This is a genomic window from Capnocytophaga sp. H4358, from assembly GCF_002302515.1.
In the GTDB taxonomy this organism is placed as follows: domain Bacteria; phylum Bacteroidota; class Bacteroidia; order Flavobacteriales; family Flavobacteriaceae; genus Capnocytophaga; species Capnocytophaga canis.
The window spans coordinates 1,297,837-1,318,508 of record NZ_CP022380.1 but is presented as its reverse complement, the minus strand read 5'-3'; the positions used below and the strand labels follow the sequence as shown (position 1 = coordinate 1,318,508).

General features: G+C 35.8%; 18 protein-coding genes, 1 tRNA gene and 1 pseudogene. 11 read left to right on the top strand and 9 right to left on the bottom strand.

Annotated elements, in window-relative coordinates; all coding sequences use genetic code 11:
* Nucleotides 1-63: 63 nt before the first annotated feature.
* Both CGC49_RS05645 and CGC49_RS05640 read right to left on the bottom strand, forming a co-directional pair.
* Nucleotides 64-600: a vancomycin high temperature exclusion protein gene (locus CGC49_RS05645; RefSeq protein WP_241694076.1), complete on the bottom strand. Its 537-nt coding sequence runs from the start codon at nucleotides 598-600 to the stop codon at nucleotides 64-66.
* A 289-nt stretch (nucleotides 601-889) separates the two neighbouring features.
* Entirely contained in the window at nucleotides 890-2,053 is a 1,164-nt protein-coding gene (locus tag CGC49_RS05640) for a sigma-54 dependent transcriptional regulator (protein WP_042005387.1), read from the bottom strand.
* Nucleotides 2,054-2,262: 209 nt separating this feature from the next.
* On the opposite strand from CGC49_RS05640, the gene CGC49_RS05635 reads away from it, so the two are divergent.
* The 10 genes from CGC49_RS05635 (at nucleotide 2,263) to ddpX (ending at nucleotide 13,290) form a co-directional block, all read left to right on the top strand.
* Nucleotides 2,263-2,724 (top strand): septal ring lytic transglycosylase RlpA family protein, encoded by a 462-nt coding sequence (locus tag CGC49_RS05635; RefSeq protein WP_042005388.1) that lies wholly within the window; start codon nucleotides 2,263-2,265, stop codon nucleotides 2,722-2,724.
* Nucleotides 2,725-2,816: 92 nt separating this feature from the next.
* Nucleotides 2,817-4,670, top strand: coding sequence for a hypothetical protein (locus tag CGC49_RS05630; RefSeq protein ID WP_095912069.1), 1,854 nt, complete (start codon nucleotides 2,817-2,819; stop codon nucleotides 4,668-4,670).
* Complete coding sequence (gene rsmI / locus CGC49_RS05625; protein WP_095912068.1) at nucleotides 4,667-5,335, top strand: 16S rRNA (cytidine(1402)-2'-O)-methyltransferase; 669 nt, start codon at nucleotides 4,667-4,669, stop codon at nucleotides 5,333-5,335. Before CGC49_RS05630 ends, rsmI begins: the two co-directional genes overlap by 4 nt.
* A gap of 452 nt (nucleotides 5,336-5,787) precedes the next feature.
* Nucleotides 5,788-6,411 (top strand): cytochrome c nitrite reductase small subunit, encoded by a 624-nt coding sequence (gene nrfH, locus CGC49_RS05620; RefSeq protein ID WP_042005392.1) that lies wholly within the window; start codon nucleotides 5,788-5,790, stop codon nucleotides 6,409-6,411.
* A 20-nt stretch (nucleotides 6,412-6,431) separates the two neighbouring features.
* Nucleotides 6,432-7,904 carry an ammonia-forming cytochrome c nitrite reductase gene (gene nrfA, locus CGC49_RS05615; protein WP_095893661.1) on the top strand — a complete coding sequence of 491 codons (1,473 nt, stop codon included), beginning with the start codon at nucleotides 6,432-6,434 and terminating at the stop codon, nucleotides 7,902-7,904.
* A gap of 93 nt (nucleotides 7,905-7,997) precedes the next feature.
* Entirely contained in the window at nucleotides 7,998-8,957 is a 960-nt protein-coding gene (locus tag CGC49_RS05610) for a YheT family hydrolase (RefSeq protein WP_095912067.1), read from the top strand.
* 438 nt (nucleotides 8,958-9,395) lie between these two features.
* Nucleotides 9,396-9,469, top strand: a tRNA-Asp gene (locus CGC49_RS05605).
* A gap of 453 nt (nucleotides 9,470-9,922) precedes the next feature.
* Nucleotides 9,923-11,272, top strand: coding sequence for a lytic transglycosylase domain-containing protein (locus CGC49_RS05600; RefSeq protein WP_095912066.1), 1,350 nt, complete (start codon nucleotides 9,923-9,925; stop codon nucleotides 11,270-11,272).
* Nucleotides 11,273-11,333: 61 nt separating this feature from the next.
* Nucleotides 11,334-12,446 (top strand): TlpA disulfide reductase family protein, encoded by a 1,113-nt coding sequence (locus CGC49_RS05595; protein WP_095912065.1) that lies wholly within the window; start codon nucleotides 11,334-11,336, stop codon nucleotides 12,444-12,446.
* 280 nt (nucleotides 12,447-12,726) lie between these two features.
* The gene (gene ddpX, locus CGC49_RS05590; protein ID WP_095912706.1) at nucleotides 12,727-13,290 is read left to right on the top strand and encodes a D-alanyl-D-alanine dipeptidase; all 564 of its coding nucleotides are present in this window, start codon (nucleotides 12,727-12,729) and stop codon (nucleotides 13,288-13,290) included.
* A 325-nt stretch (nucleotides 13,291-13,615) separates the two neighbouring features.
* Here ddpX and gldC read toward each other — a convergent pair whose 3' ends face one another.
* The 3 genes from gldC to CGC49_RS05575 all read right to left on the bottom strand — a co-directional run bounded on the left by gldC (nucleotide 13,616) and on the right by CGC49_RS05575 (nucleotide 15,424).
* The gene (gene gldC / locus CGC49_RS05585; RefSeq protein ID WP_095912064.1) at nucleotides 13,616-13,942 is read right to left on the bottom strand and encodes a gliding motility protein GldC; all 327 of its coding nucleotides are present in this window, start codon (nucleotides 13,940-13,942) and stop codon (nucleotides 13,616-13,618) included.
* Nucleotides 13,942-14,895, bottom strand: a complete 954-nt coding sequence (gene gldB / locus CGC49_RS05580; protein ID WP_095912063.1) for a gliding motility lipoprotein GldB — start codon at nucleotides 14,893-14,895, stop codon at nucleotides 13,942-13,944. Before gldB ends, gldC begins: the two co-directional genes overlap by 1 nt.
* Before the next feature lie 124 nt (nucleotides 14,896-15,019).
* Entirely contained in the window at nucleotides 15,020-15,424 is a 405-nt protein-coding gene (locus tag CGC49_RS05575) for a hypothetical protein (RefSeq protein ID WP_095912062.1), read from the bottom strand.
* Nucleotides 15,425-15,795: 371 nt separating this feature from the next.
* Between CGC49_RS05575 and CGC49_RS11280 the strand changes: the two genes are divergently transcribed.
* Nucleotides 15,796-16,101 carry a hypothetical protein gene (locus CGC49_RS11280; RefSeq protein WP_232745206.1) on the top strand — a complete coding sequence of 102 codons (306 nt, stop codon included), beginning with the start codon at nucleotides 15,796-15,798 and terminating at the stop codon, nucleotides 16,099-16,101.
* Nucleotides 16,102-16,583: 482 nt separating this feature from the next.
* On the opposite strand, the pseudogene CGC49_RS11275 reads toward CGC49_RS11280, so the two are convergent.
* From CGC49_RS11275 to CGC49_RS05560, 4 genes and pseudogenes are all read right to left on the bottom strand, one after another.
* Nucleotides 16,584-16,775 (bottom strand): annotated as a pseudogene (locus CGC49_RS11275) (IS256 family transposase); the annotation flags it as partial.
* Nucleotides 16,771-16,992 carry a transposase gene (locus tag CGC49_RS05565; protein WP_232745205.1) on the bottom strand — a complete coding sequence of 74 codons (222 nt, stop codon included), beginning with the start codon at nucleotides 16,990-16,992 and terminating at the stop codon, nucleotides 16,771-16,773. The gene CGC49_RS05565 and the pseudogene CGC49_RS11275, both read right to left, overlap by 5 nt.
* A 69-nt stretch (nucleotides 16,993-17,061) precedes the next feature.
* Entirely contained in the window at nucleotides 17,062-17,205 is a 144-nt protein-coding gene (locus CGC49_RS11200) for a hypothetical protein (RefSeq protein WP_157909006.1), read from the bottom strand.
* A gap of 201 nt (nucleotides 17,206-17,406) precedes the next feature.
* A complete protein-coding gene (locus tag CGC49_RS05560; RefSeq protein ID WP_095912061.1) occupies nucleotides 17,407-20,640 on the bottom strand; it encodes a hypothetical protein in 3,234 nt (1,077 codons plus the stop codon).
* Nucleotides 20,641-20,672 lie beyond the last annotated feature (32 nt).

Here is a 20,672-nt window from a genome sequence, read left to right as displayed (position 1 = left end):
TAATTTTTGAATGGACAACAAAAGTAAGCGAAAAGTTTAATTTCTACAATTGCTTGTAAATTTTTATGGTATTTCAATTTTTTCTCCTAAAAATTTTGGTGTAACACCAAACAAAAGATCTATGAAGAGTTTTGTTCTGGCTAAATATTCACGAATTTGGGTTTTAAAGCCTAAATGTGTAGGCAAATCTTTGGCATTAAATCCAATGGCATCTATATTATTTTTCAGAGCGATATAAATAGCCCGTTCATTATGAAATTTTTGTGAAATAATGGTAATTTTTTCTTGTCCAAAGATAATCTTGGCTCTTACTACTGAATCTAAGGTTCTGAAACCAGCATAATCCAAAAAAATACGTTCTTCGGGAATTCCTCTTTTAATCAATGCTTCTTTAAAAGCCTGTGGTTCATTGTAATTACTATTGTTGTTATCACCACTTACCAAGACATAATCAATTTTCTTAGCTTCAAATAAGGCTAGTGTAGCGTCAATCCGATATGTAAAATAAGGGTTCTCGGCTCCGTTAGAAAGTTTTGGGATTGTTCCTAAAACTAACCCTACTTTATTGTGTGGAATCTCATCTAAGTTATTGTATGTCATGTTTTTAGTTCTTTTTACAATAGTTGTATTACACATGAGAATACCTAAAAAAAGTAGTAAAGCTGAAAAAACAACCCATTCGAGTACTTTTTTTATTTTGAAAGAAGAAAAGTATGTAGAAAATGTTTTTTTCATGATTGATAGACGTTTTATCATAGGCGTTCCTACACTAATGATTCAAAAAATACAATTCACCTACAGCCAGATATAACTCAACTGTTAACATCTATGAAGATTAGAGATAACGGATCACATCATCAACTTAGATTCTCTTATATTGGGTTTGTTGCTACTTTCCTGCAAAAATTTTGACATCCGTTTCTGAGATTTCTTTGCCTCCTAAAATAATAAGTCGTTCTACCACATTTCTCAATTCACGTATGTTTCCTGTCCAATCTTGTTCTTTGAGTAAATTGATGGCTTTTGTACTGAATTTTTTAGGTGAAATTCCCTGTTCTTCGGCAATTTTTTGAGAAAAATGCTCTACCAGCAGAGGGATGTCATCACGACGTTCGTTCAATGACGGTACTCTGATCAGGATTACTGCCAATCGATGGTACAAATCCTCGCGGAAGCGACCTTCGGCAATTTCTTTTTTCAAATCTTTGTTTGTGGCAGCAATGATACGAACATCCACATTGATATCCTTGTCGCTCCCCACGCGTGAAATTTTGTTTTCTTGCAATGCACGTAGCACTTTTGCTTGAGCTGAAAGACTCATATCACCAATTTCATCTAGAAAAATAGTTCCATTATGGGCAGCCTCAAATTTTCCAGCACGATCCTTTACCGCAGATGTGAAAGCTCCCTTTATATGTCCAAAAAGTTCACTTTCAATAAGTTCTGAAGGTATGGCAGCGCAGTTTACTTCCACCATTGGCGCTTCGCTTCTTTCGCTTTTTTCATGTAGAGCATGAGCTACAAGTTCTTTTCCTGTTCCGTTGGATCCAGTGATCAGAACCCGAGCTTCAGTGGGTGCTACCTTGTCGATAATCTGGCGGATTTGTTCTAAGGCATCACTCTTGCCAATCATCTCGTAGTTTTTATTAATTTTTTTCTTCAGGCGTTTGTTTTCAATTACTAACTCCTTTTTGTCTAAAGCATTTCGAACAGTGTTAAGTAGGCGATTTAAATCGGGAGGCTTGGAAATATAGTCATAAGCCCCCAACTTCATTGCATTTACGGCGGTTTCCAAATCTCCATGGCCTGAAATCATTACAAAAGGGATTTCAGGTTTTATTTTTTTAGCTTCGGTCAGCACCTCCATACCATCGAATTTTGGCATCTTAATGTCGCATAAGACCAAATCAAAATCGTCTTTTTTTATTTTTTCAAGTCCTTCCAATCCGTCGGGAGCTTCTTCAATTTCATAGTCTTTACTTTCCTCCATGAGTATTTTTCCAAGCACTCGACGGATGGCAGCTTCATCTTCAATGATTAATATTTTAGACATAAGGTCAATATTTTTTGCGAAAGATACGTTTTTATTCGTAAAAAGCAACGGTTTTTAGAATTTTTAATATTCGTAAAAAGGAAAATTGGAAAATAATATAAGTTTGTTTTTCAGTGAAATATGTATAATAAACAGATGTTTTATTGATTTTTATTTATGATAAATTTAGTATTTTCTTATCTTTGCGATAATAATCAAATTAATCAATAATGAAAAATAAACGTATTTTAGTTATTTTAGGCAGTTTACTTCTAGTGGCCTTTTTGTTTCAATCTTGTGGAGGAACCAAGAGAGCTAAGCACTCGTCTCATGCATCACAACGTAAAACAATTTCGCACACTCCAAAGTCAAAAACTTCTGTGGAGACAGGAATTTACAAACGGAATGTGGTGGCTGCATACTATCACGACAAGTTCAATGGTCGAAAAACAGCAAGTGGAGCTATTTTTGACAATAATAAACAAACTACAGCACATCGAAATTTGCCTTTTGGGACGCAATTGAAAGTTACCAATCGAGTGAATGGAAAATGGGTGTATGTAGTAGTTAATGACCGAGGTCCTTTTACAAAAGGAAGAGAACTTGATATGTCAAAAAAGGCGTGGATGAGTATTACACATGACACAAAAATAGGATTATTAGATGTTGATATAGAGATAGTTAAAAATTGATTAACGGACATTTAAGAATATATTATTTGATAATGACACATATTATTTGTACCTTTGAAGCAAGTTTTTTAAATTGATCAAAAATATACGCCATGAAGGAGCAATTAGAAAGAGAGATACGCATACTCGCTCAAAATATCGTTAATTCCGTGGGAAGTTGGGATTTAGTTTTTTTAAAGAAAGAAGCTGAGAAGTTGCATGAAAAGATAACGATATTGAGTTTTGTTGAAAAATATTACGTTACCTTAGGTGTTACAGAAGGTAGAATGGATTATACGATGCGAAAAGTCGCTAATTTCATTGAGGAACACCAAGATGACGAAGATATTTTCGCTGTTCCTCCTCAATATTCTGAGCCTATAGCTACTCCTGCTTCATCGAAAGTGGAGAGAACTCAACCCACCGAAGACCCCGTTCAAGTTCAGTCTGATTCTACCGTGACAGAACATGCCATACAACCTCAAGAAAATAAATTTGCAGAACCTGTTTGGAGTAAGAATCTTGAGTGGGCGAAACCTGAACCAAATGAACAACCCGCAGAGAATCAATCGTACGCTACCGAAATAGTACAATCATCTGAAAAACAAGAGGTTCTTCCAGAGGAATCTGTTAAAGATCATTATGCAGATTGGACAAAACGCTTTCAAGAAGACGAACCTACGAATGTTCAATCACATGAGACTGAGACAGTGCAACCTGTTCAAACACAAGAGATTCTTCCCGAGGAGCCTGTACGTGATCATTATGCAGATTGGGGAAAACGTTTTCAAGAGGACGAACCTAAGGACGCTCACCCTCATGAAACAGAGGTAGTAGAGCCTGTTGAATCACAAGAAGTTCTTCCAGAGGAACCTGTACGGGATCATTATGCGGATTGGGGAAAACGCTTTCAAGAGGACGAACCTACACATGTTCAATCGCACGTGACAGAGGCACCACAGCCTGTTGAGAAACAAGAATTTGCTCCTGAAGAGCCTGTACGTGATCATTATGCAGATTGGGGAAAACGCTTTCAAGAAGATGAGTCTACGGATGTTCAGTCACATATGACAGAGGTGCCACAGCCTGTTGAAAAACAGGAGTTTACTCCTGAAGAACCTGTGCGAGACCATCATATCGAATGGGCACCCCCCCCACAATTGCAACAATCCGTTGAGGAAGAAGAGCAGTATACAGGATTTCAATCGCAGTTTCCTGAAACAGAATCCGTTGCCGAAACAAAAGAAGTTCCTTCGGAAGAGCCTGTACGAGATCATTATTCTGATTGGGCAAAACCCGTAGAAACAGCACAACAATCAGATGTTCAGCTGAATCCTACAACGATGGAGCAATCAACAGAAGTTCCGTTTGAAGAATCTCCACAGGATTACCATATTGAATGGGCAACACCAGCGCAGGAAGAACAACAGGTTGATTTTCAGTCCTATTTTGTGCAACAAGAGCAACAGGAGCGACAAGAGGAAATTCAGCAAATTTTAGAAACTCCTGTGGTGCAAGAGCCTGTATTACCAACAGTGAATGAAACGAACGAGAGTAAAAACGAGTCTGTCATAGATTCCATATTCTCTCAAACTCAACAATTAGAATTTGAGAAAAAGGAAGAAAAACCGCGAGAATTGATATTCGAAACACCACCTACGCAATCATTTGTTGTTGAAAAACGAGAGGATACAGAGGCAAAAACTCCGCCATCGTTGAATGACCATCTCGGAAAGAATATGCCAATCGGTTTAAACGACCGCCTAGCATTTATCCGCTATTTGTTTTTAGGCAGTGAAAGTGAGTACAATGCTGTTTTGCAACGATTGAATGAAATGAATAGTATGTCAGAGATCGTACTCTATTTAGAGCAAAATGTCAAACCAATTTACAATCATTGGAAGGGTAAGGATGAGTATGAAGAGCGATTCTTGAAATTGATTCTTAAACGGTTCGAAATCCAATGAGTAAACTATATCTGATTCCTACGCCTATCGGAAATTTGGAGGACATTACTTTACGTGCATTGCGATTACTCAAAGAGGTTGATATGATTTTAGCAGAGGATACTCGTACGAGTTCTAAACTGTTAAAACACTATGATATAGCAACTCCAATGCAGAGCTATCACATGCATAATGAACACAAAGTGGTAGACTATTGGGTACAGCGAATCAAAAACGGCGAAATAGTAGGCCTCATCACTGACGCTGGAACGCCAGGGATTTCTGATCCGGGTTTTCTCCTGACAAGGGCTTGTTTGGAGCAGTGTATTGAAGTTGAATGTTTACCGGGAGCTACAGCTTTTGTCCCTGCTTTGGTTAATAGCGGATTACCGAACGATCGTTTTATTTTTGAAGGGTTTCTGCCCGATAAAAAAGGAAGACAAACTCGATTACAAGCACTTATAGAAGAGAAAAGAACTATGGTCTTCTACGTATCTCCGCATAAGTTATTGAAAACCATTGATGACTTTATTTCTGTTTTCGGAGAAAGTCGAAAGGCAAGTATTTCGAGGGAACTAACTAAATTACATGAGGAGACTCAACGAGGCACTTTGTCAGAATTGAAATCGTACTACGAGAAGAAATCTCCAAAAGGTGAAATCGTGATGATTGTTCAAGGGAAATAGAATTTTATAGACAACGAAAGTTCACAACCACATCTATTTGATAATGGATGTGGTTTTTTGTTTTTCATAGGATTTGGAACATGATTTATTCCCTTTTTTAAAATATATCTTATACCAATGAGTTAAATAAATATAAAAATATTGTTAAATGGATGTTTTTCATGTTTTGAAAATATTAAACAGGATTTTTTTTGTTTTAAAATGATTTTATTAGTGAAATAATCATGCTGTTTTGCTTTAAAGTGTATGAAATTCTATGAAGTAAAAAATCATGGAAAACTATTCTTACTGATAAAAGTCAGTTTTTTGTCATATACGCAAAACTACAACGTTTTCGTTTAACATATGTATATTTAGATTGGGTATAAATTGATTATTTAATACAAAAAGCTCTTTTTTATTACGAGTTAATGTTGTAATTTAGTCCTCGAAAAACAAGATAATGTAGTGATATGGCAACTGGAAGTAAAGAAAAAAAGAAGTTTTCGCTAATCCCACCACCCCAGTGGCGATTGCCAGCATTGATTGTTATAGGAGCGATGTTTGGTTTAGGGTTCTATGCATTGTATCTCAGTAGGGCTACATCCTATATGTCAGATGATCCCAAAGCCTGTATCAACTGCCATGTGATGACACCTCATTATATGACTTGGAATAAAAGTTCTCACCGAGAAGTAGCTAGTTGCAACGATTGTCATGTTCCGCAAGACAATATGTTTAGCAAATACTACTTTAAAGCAAAAGATGGGCTTTGGCACTCTTATGTCTTTACAACGAGAAACGAACCAGAGGTCATTCGAGCTAAAGATGCTTCAGTGGAGGTTATTCATCAGAATTGTGTGCGTTGTCACATTGATCAAGTAACCGATGCTAAGCTGGAAAGCGATGTAGCTAATCATATTCACAGTCGCACTGACCGACTCTGTTGGGAGTGCCATCGTGAAGTGCCTCACGGAGCAGTCAAAAGTCTGTCGTCCATTGGATTTCAGATTGAACCTACTCAGTTTGATAACGGAAGAGATAGTGTTCGCGTGATGGAGTGGATTAAAAAGAGTAACGAAAGTAAAAGCAAATAAACATTTTAAAACTGACAACAATGAAAAATTGGGTATTTTTTATCGTAACAATAATTGTAGTGTTTGGACTGGGATGGTTAATCTCAAACATCACTGACAGAAAGGCAGAGGCAAAGTTTGCCTATAAGCCAAAAGTAGAAATTAGAACGGACAAAATTGAGCCACGAGACTCTATTTGGGGATTGAATTATCCACGCCAGTATCAATCATATATGAAAACAGCAGATACTACCTATAGAAGTCCATTCCGTTCAAGTGGTCATTTAGATGCACTTGAACACGAACCAGATTTGGTGATTCTTTGGGCAGGATATGCGTTTAGTAAAGACTATAATCAACCTCGTGGACATGCTTATGCAATTCAAGATTTAAGAAAAACCTTGCGTACGGCTTCTCCTAAATTTGATGGAGATGGTCCGATGCCTTCAGCTTGTTGGGATTGTAAAGGGCCAGATGTGCCTCGTATGATGCAAGAGCTTGGTCTACCAGAATATTACAGCAAAAAATGGTCTGATTTGGGTAGTGAAATGGTTAACTCTATAGGTTGTGCAGATTGTCACGATCCTAAAACAATGAATTTGACGATTACCCGTCCAGCGTTGGTGGAAGCGTTCAAAGTGCAGGGATTTGACATCAACAAACAATCTCATCAAGAGATGCGTAATTTAGTGTGTGCTCAATGCCACGTAGAGTATTATTTCGATAAGAATAAGGTGGAAGGCTCTATGTTTGTGGTGTTCCCTTGGCACAATGGTATGACAATGGAAGGAGCTGAAGAGTATTATGACAAAATCGGTTTCTATGATTGGGTTCACCCGCTGAGCAAAGCTAAAATGTTAAAAGCTCAACATCCTGATTATGAAATATATAAGACAAGTGTTCACGCAAAACGTGGGGTTTCTTGTGCCGACTGTCATATGCCTTACAAATCAGAAGGAGGACAAAAATTTACAGATCACCATATAGGTTCACCGTTGGCTAATGTTGAAAATTCTTGTTTTGTTTGTCACAGAGAGAATGCCAATGATTTGATAGGAGATGTTTATGAGCGTCAAGCAAAAGTACAAGAAGGAACGTCACAATTAGCTCGTCAAGTGGCAATCGCTCATATTGAAGCTAAAAAAGCATGGGATTTGGGTGCAACAGAGGCACAAATGGCTCCAATTTTAGCCAATATCCGTAAAGCACAATGGCGTTGGGATTATTCAGTAGCTTCGCATGGAGGTTCTTTCCACGCTCCTGTGGAAACACAACGTATTGTAAATAGTGGTTTAGGATATGCCCGTGATGCCCGTTTAGGACTTTCTAAAGTGCTTTCTAAGCTTGGATTTGAAGGCGAGGTGCCTCTACCTGAATTCAAAAAAGAAGTACTACAGGCTTACATCGGGTTGGATATGGAAAAAGAACGTGCTAATAAAAAAGAATTCTTGAATACTTTAGTTCCTGAGTGGATCAAAAAAGCTAAAGAAAGAGAAGCTAAAATGAGTAATTAATTTTGTTAGGACTCCATAGCTGGACTATCCGTAGGATTGCGTATCTTTGCTCCTTGTCAGCGAAATAGGTAATTTTACGGATAGTTTTTTAGTATGCCTCTCATCACATCAGTTTATAATCCTCCTTTGTTATTCCGTCAAGCGGATATTTCAACGATTTATTCGGGCAAAATACGCCAAGTAAAAGGCGTTTTTCAGTCCAGAGAGCGTATCGAACTTCCCGATGGTGATTTTTTAGATTTGGATTGGAGCTATGCCTTTGAAAAAACTAATCGGTGTATTGTTATCCTTCACGGATTGGAGGGTTCAGCAAAGCGTCCTTACGTTTTAGCAACAGCTAAGTTATTCAATCAAAATGGATATGATGCCTGTGCGATGAATTTTCGCGGGTGCGGTGGCGAACCTAATCGTTTGTTTTCAACGTATCATTCAGGAAAAACAGATGATTTAGAAGCAGTCATACTAAAAGTACTTCAACTCGGATACTCCCAAGTTGTCATAAAAGGATTCAGTATGGGAGGAAATATTGCATTGAAATATGCAGGAACGCATTCGCTTCCGACGGAGGTAAAAGCCGTTGTTGGGGTGTCCGTGCCTTGTGACTTGAAAGGGGCTTCGCTTAGGTTGTTAAGTAGTCGTAATTGGCTTTATGCCAATCGGTTTCTTAGGACACTTATTGTAAAAATTAAAGAAAAACAACAGCGATTCCCTACAAGAATAACCCTTGATGAAATACAATCTATCAGAAATTTACGAGATTTTGACAATGTGTATACTTCAAAAGCCCATGGTTTTAAGGATGCGGATGATTATTACGAACAATGTAGTTCTTTACCTAATTTAGGAAACATTCAAGTACCTACGTTGTTGCTTAACGCTAAAAATGATTCGTTTCTTTCGCTAAGTTGTTTTCCATACGATATTGCTAAAAATCATCAATTTTTGTGTTTAGAGACTCCAAATTACGGAGGGCATGTGGCTTTTTATGACGCTCAGAACATCTATTATAATGAGAAAAAAGCGTTACAATTTTGTGAAAGTCATTGTTCCTAAAACGACAAAACGTGTATTCATTCCAAATTCGACTTGATAACATTTGTTACAAATCGGAGATTCGCTATAGAGATAATTTTTTATGTTTAGTTCTGATGATCATAGTTCAAGTAAGGCGTTTTGCAATATAATACCCATATTTAGGGGGAGTATTGACACTTACAATATCATGTCATTTGAATGGTTAATACATTCAAAATAGGATGCACTAAACGTGGTGTTTCTCAATTCAGTACCACATCGAAATGACATGACTAATAACAATTGCTGCTAGTTTTTTTATCGAAATATCTTTACAGTAATAGCTATTTAATTTCCTTGATTATCAGTAATTTAACTTTGTATCTAAACAAAATAAATGGTATGTTTACTTGTTTTTTTATAGAAAACTTGCATGATAAAAAAAATATACATACATTTGCAACGCATTCACATTAAGGTTTGGTAGTTCAGTTGGTTAGAATACCTGCCTGTCACGCAGGGGGTCGCGGGTTCGAGTCCCGTCCAGACCGCAATTAAAATTTAGTTGTGTTGTTTTGTGTAAAAACTTTTTACACAGGTTTATGGTAATAAACCAATGGAGGCTTTCCTAGTTTAGGAAGGCTTTTTTTGTGATATGAAACACCTTTTCTTTTAAAAATCAAAGATTTAAAAGTAAATCACATAACGCGCTACATAGTTTTTCTACACATCTATCGTGATTTTTTGCTTAACTCTTCACAGATCAGTAATTATGGATAATGAATGTAAATTCTGATTAAAAACGAAAAATTGACGTTTTTAAGTTTTATGTACTTCTTACTCATAATGGATTTTGATATACATGAATCTTCTCAACATACGACTGTTTAGGAGTGCTACGTTTTTTGTTTTTATACTTCTTTTAACATCAGAAATTTGTTTCTTTTCATGTAAATATAGATTTTTGTAGCTTGAAATGGTATGCGTATTAAAAATATAAATTTATGAAGAGATATAGCTTAAGTGTTTTATTTGGTCTGTTAGTAGGAAATCTGGAGGCTCAAACACCTCAAAACGTGCCGAATGACACTATCAACAAAATAGAACAAAAATCTGATGAGATTTTTGACAATTCGCAAGAAACCCCCATCTACATACGTGAAGAAACAACAACTCTTAAAGATCATCCGAAGGCCGAAAGTTATGACAAAAAATGGTTGAAAGAGCTATCTAATTCCGATCTCTTTTTTCAGATGAGCGAGGTCATTCACAATGAACCTATTGAAGATGTGATGTTCGAGGAACTTTCTACCGAAGTATTGAAACAACGCTTAGAAAAACTTAATCAGAAAACGCCTTTTAACGTGGAATACAATCCTATTTTGGAACGAGTTATTAAATCATTCCTAAAAAATAGACGCAGTTCGTTGGAGCGATTAATGAGTTTGAGTGACTACTACTTTCCTATGTTTGAACAGGAAATGAGTAACCACAAAATCCCTTTGGAAATGAAATACTTGGCAATTGTAGAGTCGGCGTTAAATCCTAAAGCACGTTCCCGAATGGGAGCGACTGGTTTGTGGCAATTCATGTTTACAACGGGAAAAGTATATGGTTTGGAAGTGAGCAACTATGTGGATGAGCGTAGTGACCCAGTACGTTCCACCAAAGCGGCAGCTCGTTTCTTGAGCGAACTCTACAAGATTTTTGGTGATTGGGATTTGGTGTTGGCGGCATACAATTCGGGGCCAGGCAACGTAACCAAAGCAATGCGACGCTCAGGAGGCAAGAAAAATTATTGGAATTTACGTCCTTATCTGCCACAGGAAACCGCTGGTTATGTACCCGCATTTTTGGCGACACTATATATTTTTGAGTACGCCAAAGAACACGGATTCAGACCACAAAAACGGGCAAACCATCATTTTGTGACAGATACTGTGCGAGTGAAACAGGCTGTTCCGTTCAAAAATATCGCTGAATTGACAGGAATGGACATCCAAGAGATTCAATTTTTCAACCCTTCTTATCAATTAGATGTGGTGCCGTATGTGGAAGGTCGAAATTATGCGTTGCGTTTGCCAATTGAAGAAATAGGTAAATTCGTAGCAAATGAGGATATGATCTATTCCTACATCAGTGAGGAAATTTCCAAACGTGAAAAACCGCTTCCCGCATTGTTGAAAGGGGATTACGTACGTGGAGGTAAAAAAACGACCTATATAGTCAAAAAAGGAGATGTGTTAGGGAAAATTGCATCCCGACACGGTGTTACAGTTTCAAACCTTAAAAATTGGAATAAAATTAAGGGAAATAACATCAGAGTAGGGCAAAAATTAGTGATTTACAAGTAGTTTAGGAAATCGTTTGTTTTGGTAAGCTTTTTGATAAGCTATTTGAATTAAAATATTTTTTATGAAACGATTGTTTTTCACTTGTGCGTTTTTTATATATTTGTTAGGCTCTGCTCAGATGACTTTCTCGGAACGAGTTGAGTATTCTGAATTAGCTACTTCGAAGGACAAACAACTTTTTTTTGTTGATTTTTGGGCGACATGGTGTGTGCCATGCATTCATGTGTCTACCTATTTGAATACTGTACAAGAACAATTTCGCGAAGAGCTTTACATTGTTTCTGTTACTCAGGAAAATTCAGATGTTGTACGTCCGTTTTTGATAAAGCATCCGACAAAATTGGCGGTAAGTATTGATTATGATGGTCAGAATTTTAAAAAACACAATGTTCGTGCGTTGCCTTACGGGGTGTTGTTCAATGCTGAAGGAAAAATCTTATGGAAGGGAAATCCCGCTGATTTCACTCCCAAAATAATCCGTGAACAATTGGCAAAAAACAAGAAAACTACTCCGATTTATGATTTCCTAAAGTACGCTTCTTATCAAAATGAAGTAGAAACAACGCTTGATTTTAACGGAGATTACAAGATCCAACGAGCAAATAACCCGTGGGGGTCGTCGCCCGTAGTGGAACGTAATGGAGATATTACAATAATCAAAGGCTCTATCACTCAAATCATAGGATATTTGCTTAAAGTTAGTAGTCGCCAAGTGACGATGAAAGGTGAAAATGCCCAATATGAGCTATTGATAAAGAAAACAGTAAACAAAGCAAGGCAAGAAAGGCAGATAGCCGAGTCTATCGTCAAAGAATTGGGGTATAAACTTCGAAAGGAAGAGCGGTCGGGACAAATTTTAGAAGTGCGTTTGCCCGAATCTACCGCCAACTATTGGAATACTGACCAGATTGATTGGGGAACAAAAAATTCTAAATTTTTAGTGGATGATAATCAGTTTTCTGCTGATAATATCTCAGTATATGATTTTCTGTATAAATTGTCGGAAGTGGTGGGTAAACCCATCTCAGTCAAAAATTCACATTACGCAAATGACCAGTTGTTTGACTGGCAAATGCATTATTGGTTTCGAGATTTAATGGTTGACAATCTATCTCAATTGGGAATCCAAGCTCAAGAGACATCTGGAAATTTTACGAGATATTTTTTGGAGTAAATTACGGTTTTATAATTCACCAATTTTAAGGCATATAATCAATATGAAGCATTCAAAACAAAAAATCACGGTTCTTTTGCAATTGTTTTTTATAGGATTCGGACTTGTTTCATGTAAAAACAATCAACATCCCGAAAAAAATACAATCGTCTTCGAACAGAAAGTGCTTTCTGCTCCTGAGGAGGTTGCAAAAACAGAGGGTATTGAAGACAATAGATTTGATATTGTCGAAGTAAAAACCACTCCAGAGGGTGTTACCACTGAAAAAGACTCTTTAGAAATAGAAAAACAAGCTATTTACGATGATTTTATAAACATCAAAAGCCTCTCTGGAGATTTTGTTTTAGATATAAAATATGCTACTGAGGATAATTTTTTAGGACAAGCCGTATACGATTGCCCTGAGTGTTTTCTACGTAGAGCAACAGCTCAGTCGTTACACAATGCTAATGAAGAGTTTAAAACTTTGGGCTATCGTATTAAAATCTTCGATTGTTACCGACCTCTTTCTGTTCAAAAAAAAATGTGGAACATACTTCCTGGAACGAACTATGTTGCTAATCCAGCAAAGGGTTCAAAACACAATCGAGGAGCAGCAGTGGATCTGACATTGGTTGACAGTGAGGGCAATGAACTGGATATGGGTACACCTTTTGACTTCTTTGGAAAAGAAGCACATCACACCTATACTAAGCTCCCGAAAGAAGTTTTACAAAATCGTAACTTACTAAAAACCACGCTTAATAAACACAACTTCAAGTCTATTTCCTCCGAATGGTGGCACTATGAATATCGTCCTGAAATGGAATCAAAAGTAGAAGATTTCGTGTGGGAATGCAATTAGCCCCATTCGTAAAGCATTCGGTTTTTCCAAAGGTTAAATTTTGCTTTCCTAAAACCTAAATGAGCCAATGGGTTTTATCCAATAAAGAGTCCGATGAATACTTTTTAAATAGCTTTAGAAAAAATTCCTCTTGAAAATTTCAAATTTTCCTCAGGAAAGGCTAAAAAATAGTTTGTCAGGTCGAGACTTTTGTGTTTATAGCAATTAATACTTTTAATATAAACTCTTTATTTTGATATTTTCACCAAATATTGAGGCTTGTTTATAGTCAGCGTACGAACTACTTATTTGAAATAAAAATAGTTTAGAAGTTTTATTAAAGTACTTATTTGAGTTCCATTTTTTCGGCAAAATACTCACAAAAATCGCGTATCGTATCACGCATTTTTTCATCTTCCGTAGCACGGTAAAACGTTTCGGCCATCGATGAAAGCGTTTGATAAAAGAAAAGTTTCATTTCATCAACAGGCATTTCTTTCGTCCATAAATCAATGCGTAGTGCTTCTTTATTTTTAGAATCCCAAACCGACAAGAAGATGGCTTTTGCCTCCTCATTGTAAATTCCTCCATCTTGAGCATTCCAAAAAAGTTTTTCGGGAATTTTATTTTCGTCCAACGCTACGGTTAATTCAATTTTTGATGTGTTTGCCATTATTTTTTAGGTTTATAAAATGATTGTTTAAAAATTTCATCTGCATCCATTGCTAATAGCTCAATGAGCGATTTACCGTTATTTTTTTGAGCATAACTTTTTACGATTTGCAACCCGATGTATCGTCCGATTTGACCCGGGGATTCATTGTCAAGCTCTAAATAGAATTTGGAGAATGGAGCTGGATAAATGAATCGGTTGAGTAGCTGTTTGTTAGTTTGGTAAAGCAATTCGTTTTCAATGAAGTAACGCCATATTTGACTTTCATTTTCTGTAGCCCATTTTGTTTTTTCCGAATCGTACTTCAACAAATCACCATCCGATTTCTTTGGGAGTAATTGTGATAGTAAGTAGAGCTTCTTACCTTCGTAAATCATATGATCTAAAAAAGAAAGGTGTTGATTCCGAGGGACTAATTTTTCAGCGAAAGTTTCGGCTATATCTGTAACAATATGTTCTTTTTTGAGCTCCGAACGTATGTATTTCTGAATATTTTCGTAAAAATAGTGTTCTTCGCCTAAATAGTTATCCAGCTGAATAAATAAAAGAGAATCGGCATAAATGACTCTGGAGTGATAGTCCACCTCCGATGTCACTGTAATTACCTTAGGAGCTACAAACTTCGGAAAATAGTATTTTACGTGTTGGAACAGGTGTTTTATTGCTGTTTTTTCATTGGAGAAATTACCAAAAATCTTGTTGATTTCTCTTACAATCTCTTGATTAAGAGTGTCTTTTTGGTATTCTTCCCATTTTTCGTCCTCTGTATAGGCAGAAAACAAATAAGGGTATTCTTTTTTTAATTCGGATAATTTCCCAACGGGTGATAAAAAGAACAAAGAATCGAAGCGGATGGTTTCAAACTCCATAGGAATCTGAGCGATTTCTCGTTCTTTTTTATCACCGCAGGAAATAAAAAATAAAATAACGACAGCGAATAAGATTTTTTTCATGGAGGATACCTTTTGTTCGTGCAAAGATATATTTTTTAGGAAATAAACGCAAAAGAAATGCACTCACTAATAGAACTATAACTAAAGTAGCTCAAGAAAAAGTTCCTGTCATGATAATAAAATCCTAAATTGCATCATTTTTTGGGAAAGCTACGATATAATTCCCTTTCTCTCTGAAAGCTAACTCTACGTCATTAAAGTAAATTTCTTTCAGTTTTCCCACAAAACCACAATGATTTTCAATATAACCTTTAATTCTCAAAGTGTCTGTCTTTTCAGCTTGTCTGATTAAAAAACGCACTTCTTTCCCTGTGTATATATATTCCACTACATTTTTTTCCCAAGCAAATACCACTATATTACCTTTATAAAGAGCTACCTCTGCAATATCTTTGATAAGAAGACTGTCTTTTTGAAGAAAAATCGAAATATCCTTCTCAAAATTACTATGGGCAAGGTCATAAAAGCTGGAAGGAAGGTTTTCATTTTCTTGGATGATTAGTCTCAAGTCAGCAGGAGGGGGGAACATCTTTTCTTTTTCTCTTCGAGAGAAGAATCTTTCTTACAGGCAACAAAGCCAATTAAAGCTAAAAAAATATATAATTTTGATTTCATATGTTTGTATTTAAATGTTAAATAGTTCATTGAGAATCAACGATTATAAAGAAATATTCTTTACCATACGTTTTAATAGAAGTAATTATTACTCTTTTTATTTTTGTTCTTATTGTATCCCTTTGATAATAGCCAGATCAGTATCAAATTTCATACTATACATACTGGAAGGTTCTTTCTCACTGCCTGGCTATTGTATGCGATGGAAGGAAGGGGCTTATTCAATCATTTAACGGAATTCCAGTTCAGATGTGCCAATTTAGCTCATTAGATTTTTATTTTTTTATGGAATTCGCTGATTTAAAAATTCATCAGTCAGCTATTATAAGAAGATATTTGACCAAAAAGCCAAAATTACAAACAGCAAAGGAACTAATGAAAGTAGTTGATTTGATGATAATTACTGATAAAGAATCTTTTGAAGGGGCTTTGAGTTTATGGCTTGAAAAGTGGGAAGATTTTCTAAATGAAAGAACTATTAATCCTTTGACAAACAAAAGTTTCTATACATATAAAAAACTCAGAAGTGCTTACAGAAGTTTAAAAACAATCTGCCTTGGTTGTTTACTTGGTATGATAATTATGAATTAGGTATTCCCAATACAACTAATGCTATTGACGGTCATTTTGCTGATTTAAAGAATAAATTACGCAATCATAATGGATTGTCCTTAAAGCGTAAAATGAGGTTTATAGATGAGTTTTTAAAGGCATAGAAGCTCTCTAAAAATATCAATCAGACAAAGAAAATGCTATTTAAATTCAAATCAAAATTTAGAATCTATCTCTACTTATTTAAAAAAAATAATCATTAAAAAGTAAATAAAATTAAATATAATGATTCTTTCGTTAAAAATCCATAAAAAGATTTATGCAAGAGATTTAACTTAATGAATTTCATATTTTTGGTACTTTGCCAAAGTCTTAAAAACTTTGGCAAAGTGCTTTGAGATAGTAATTTAAGCAAAATAAAAAGTCAAGACGAGTTCTTAGTAAAAAATTAGAGCCTAAAAAATGTCCATTAGAAACAATCGTCTAAAAAACAGCCTAATTTTTGTCCATTATACCAGTTTTTATAACTTGAGCCTTTCTGCAAATATAAGCATAAATTGGTTTAAAACAATACCCCAATTTTGGATAGGCATACTCCATTTTTTGGTAGCTTCCCTCAGTGCTAAGAAAACCGACTTTTGAACGGCTTCATCTGTTGGGAAAGACGGCTTGTTTTTGGTGTATTTTCTAATCTAACCATTCAGATTCTCAATAGCCTTGATGAATGATGATCCTATGTTTTTCCAACTGATGATTGATTTCAGAAAGCAAAGAATCAAAGGCATTCTTTTCGGTAAGCTCGGTGCGAAATTGACTTAAAACACTGTAGCTCGGTACAGAATCTTCCAACTGCATACCGCAGAATTTCATCGCCGATAGGCTATCATTTACATGCTCTTCTACCTTGACATCCGAGAGGTTGTTCCACATCCCGATAAGTAGCATTTTGAACAGCAAGAGTCCATCGTAAGGTTTTTCACCCGAGGCGGAAAGTCCTTTTTAATAGTGTTCGTCGATGATAGCGGAAATAGGTTTCCAATCGATAATGGTATCGACTTGTGCATAAAAAGAGCCTTTTCGGGTGCGTCTTTCTACATCGTAAGCAGCAAAGGACATAGCGGATAGGGTTTTGGTGCGTTTCATGAAGCAAATATATAAAATAATCAACTAAGAATCAATTGGTTAAATGATTTCTTCTCATTTTTTACCGTGCAAAGGGCTCGATTTTTTATAGTATCATACTTTTTGCTGAACGATCAAAAACTTTAGGAAAACCACCAAATAAAAAGGGAAGCTGTCCGAAAAGGCAGCTTCCTCTTTTCAGTATTTTTACGATTAAAATTCCTAATCAAAATCTTCTATGATTTTAACGGTCAGAACGTCAGATTTGCCACTATGTTTATCTTTTATGGTAACCTGGGTTTCTCCAAGCTCAAGAGCTGTAATATAAAGATATATAACTCCATTTACATCCAATTCTTCAGTTCTTGTAAAATTAATTTTTCCTGGTTCTGAAACAGTAATCTCAAAATCACCACTTCCTTGTATTTCCACGGAAGAGTTTTCGCCTTTAAACATTATTAATCTTGTCAAATCCAAATTGAAATCAGGTAGCTTTTTTACTTCTACGTCAACCTGATGAGAAGTAATACCATCAGAAATGGTAACATTCGTTCTACCAACATTTACAGCTTTTATATATATTGTTTCGGATTCTTCTACTCTGTCGAATACAGCAATATTTGGATCTTCCGAAACACAGTGTTCCTTAATAGGCATCCCCTTAAGGAGAGCCGTAGTTCCGTATTTACCAACAAATACGCTTATTTTTGTACGACCTATTTCTAATACTTCTGCTTTCTTAACTTTTACACTAATTGTCTTATTTTTATTAGATTGCGTGTCAGTTACAGTGATAACTGCATCTCCTTCTGAAACTCCGTTGATGGTTAATGTTGTGCCCGAAACATTTACAGTTGCCACACTTTCTGCATTAGAAGTGACTGTAAATTCTCCAGAGCCTCCGGTGATAGTAACTTGCTGATTTTGATTTTCATTAAGTGTAACATTACTTGTAGATAACTGGAAGTCAGTATTTTTCTCTCTTACAGTAACCTGTATCACTCCTGAACTTTTTGTTACATTATCTGTTATTGTAACTTGAGTTGTCCCTGCTTTTTTACCCTCAATACCAAAAAAGTAAGTATCGCCTCCTCCATAATTATTAGGTTCTGAAACTGTTACAAGATCAGAATTTTGAATACTTATGGAAAAATTACCACTTCCTTGTACTCCTGCACCAATGGAGGATTTACCCTCTTTTATGTCTATTATATTTTTAAGTAATTTGAATTCAGGTACCTTAGTTACTATCGCCGTAACCTGAAACGAGGTTACACCATCAGAAATCGTTACTTTTGTAGTCCCTTTACCTACTCCTCTTATGTAGGCATAAGTCTCCCCAAACGTATTGGTTTCTACTCGGTCAAACACCGCTATACTCGGATTTTCTGACGTACAATGTTCCTTCACAGGCATTCCACTAATAACCTGCGTATCTCCAAAACCTCCTACAATCAGCTCAACTCTTTTTCGAACTATGTCCAATTTTCCAGTTGCTGCCTTAACTTTCACATTGATGGTTTTAGTTTTGTTAGATTGTGTGTCAGTTACGGTAATAACAGCATCTCCTCCTGAGGCTCCATTAATAGTCAATGTCGTTCCCGAAACATTTACAGTTGCCACACTTTCTGCATTAGAAGTGGCTGAAAATTTCCCAGAACCTCCAGTGATTGCAACTTGTTGATTTTGATTTACACTAAGCGTAGCTTCATTTGTAGATAGTTTAAAATCAGCGTACTGTGAAGTTACTGAGATTTTTACCGATTTTCCTGTCTGTGGATTGCTAATCGTAATTTCAGATTTTCCTCCTTTTTTAGCCTCAATTCTTATATTTTGATTTTCTAAAGTAGCTGTAATAAAGTCATTATTTACAGATAATTGGAAAGGACCCTCGCCAGAAGTAATTACAACATTTGTAACTTCTCCTATATTCAAAGAAATCGCTTCTTTGCTTACCTCAATATTTTCTAAAGCTGTTACTTCCACCTCAAGATTTGTTGACTTTTTAGAAACCGCATCCGTTACAGTAATTGTTGATTTTCCTGCTTTTACACCTGTGATTTTTATGGTTTTTCCTTCCAGCATAACTGTAACATTTTGATTATCAGAAGATATATCAAATTTATTTCCTTCAGAAGTTATATTCACAGAAGTGGTCGCTTTTTCTTTCAAAACTACTTTATTTTGGGATAAATTTACGAATGTAAATACTAATACATTGATAACTGATTTTTCTTGTGTTTTTACATCAGTAACCGTAATTTGAGTTCTACCTGTTTTTTTTGCAGAAATTTTAATCCCTTTTCCATTAGATGTAGCAGTTGCTATTTCAGTATTTTCCGAACTTGCCATAAAAGGTCCTACCCCCGAAATAGCAAGAATAGTGTGTTCCGCATTAGGATGTAACTCTATATCCGTTTTTTCCAATTGCAGAGACTCATTAACAACGACCTCAACAGCAAAAGTGCGATTTGTTTTAGTATCTAAAACTGTAATGATGGATTTACCACCTTTCAACGCACTTATTTTTACATTGGTTTCCTTTACAGTAGCACGTACCACATCGTTGCTTGATGTTACCTCATAAGGACCTTCTCCTTGTGAAATAGCGATGTTTTTTTCTTCTCCCTTTTTCATCTGTACCTTATCTGTTTCCACTTCAATTGACTTGAAAACAGTAATTTCAACAGTTGCTGTCTGATTGGTTTTTGTGTCAATAACGCTAACAACAGACTTGCCAGGTTTCAATGCGGTTATTTTCAGCTCTTTATCTTCTTCAAATGCTTTTACCCCATCATTATCTGTCTCAATATTGAAAGGACCTTCTCCTGTCAAAAGTTTTATAACCTCTTCTTCGTTTACGCGAAGTTCTATTTTATTTTTTTCTAAAGAGACTGTTTTATAAACGGTTACATCAACTTTTGTTGAGCGGTTGATCTTGGTATTAGTTACCGAAACAATTGTTTTCCCTGCCTTTTTTCCTGTTATTTTGATGGTTTTTCCCTCCAAAGTGGCGGTCGCTATCTCTTCATTTTCAACATCTACGGAAAAAGTGCTTTCGTCAGCTATGGTTACCATTGTTTCAGAATTCTCTCCTAAACCGACCTCGTTTTCTGACAGGTTTACTGCCTGAGAAACCGTTAGCTCCACAGTCGTTTTTTTATGTTGAGCATCGGTCAAAGTTATCACAGTTTTCCCTGATTTTAAAACATTTATGGTGATTAAATTTTCATTAACAGAAACTTTAGCAACCCCCACATCAGAGGATTGTACTTTATATTTTCCGTTTCCTGTAAGAATTTTTAAGGTTTTATTATCTCCCTCAAATAAGGAAAGCATTTTCTCCTCCAGGGTAAGCTCTACTGGAATATTGGACATTTTATCGTCTTTCTCACAAGACCACAAAAATGCTAATCCAAAGACGATTAGCCCTAAAATAAAAGGTATTTTTTTCATTTCGATATTATTTTAATATTATAAAGTGATTG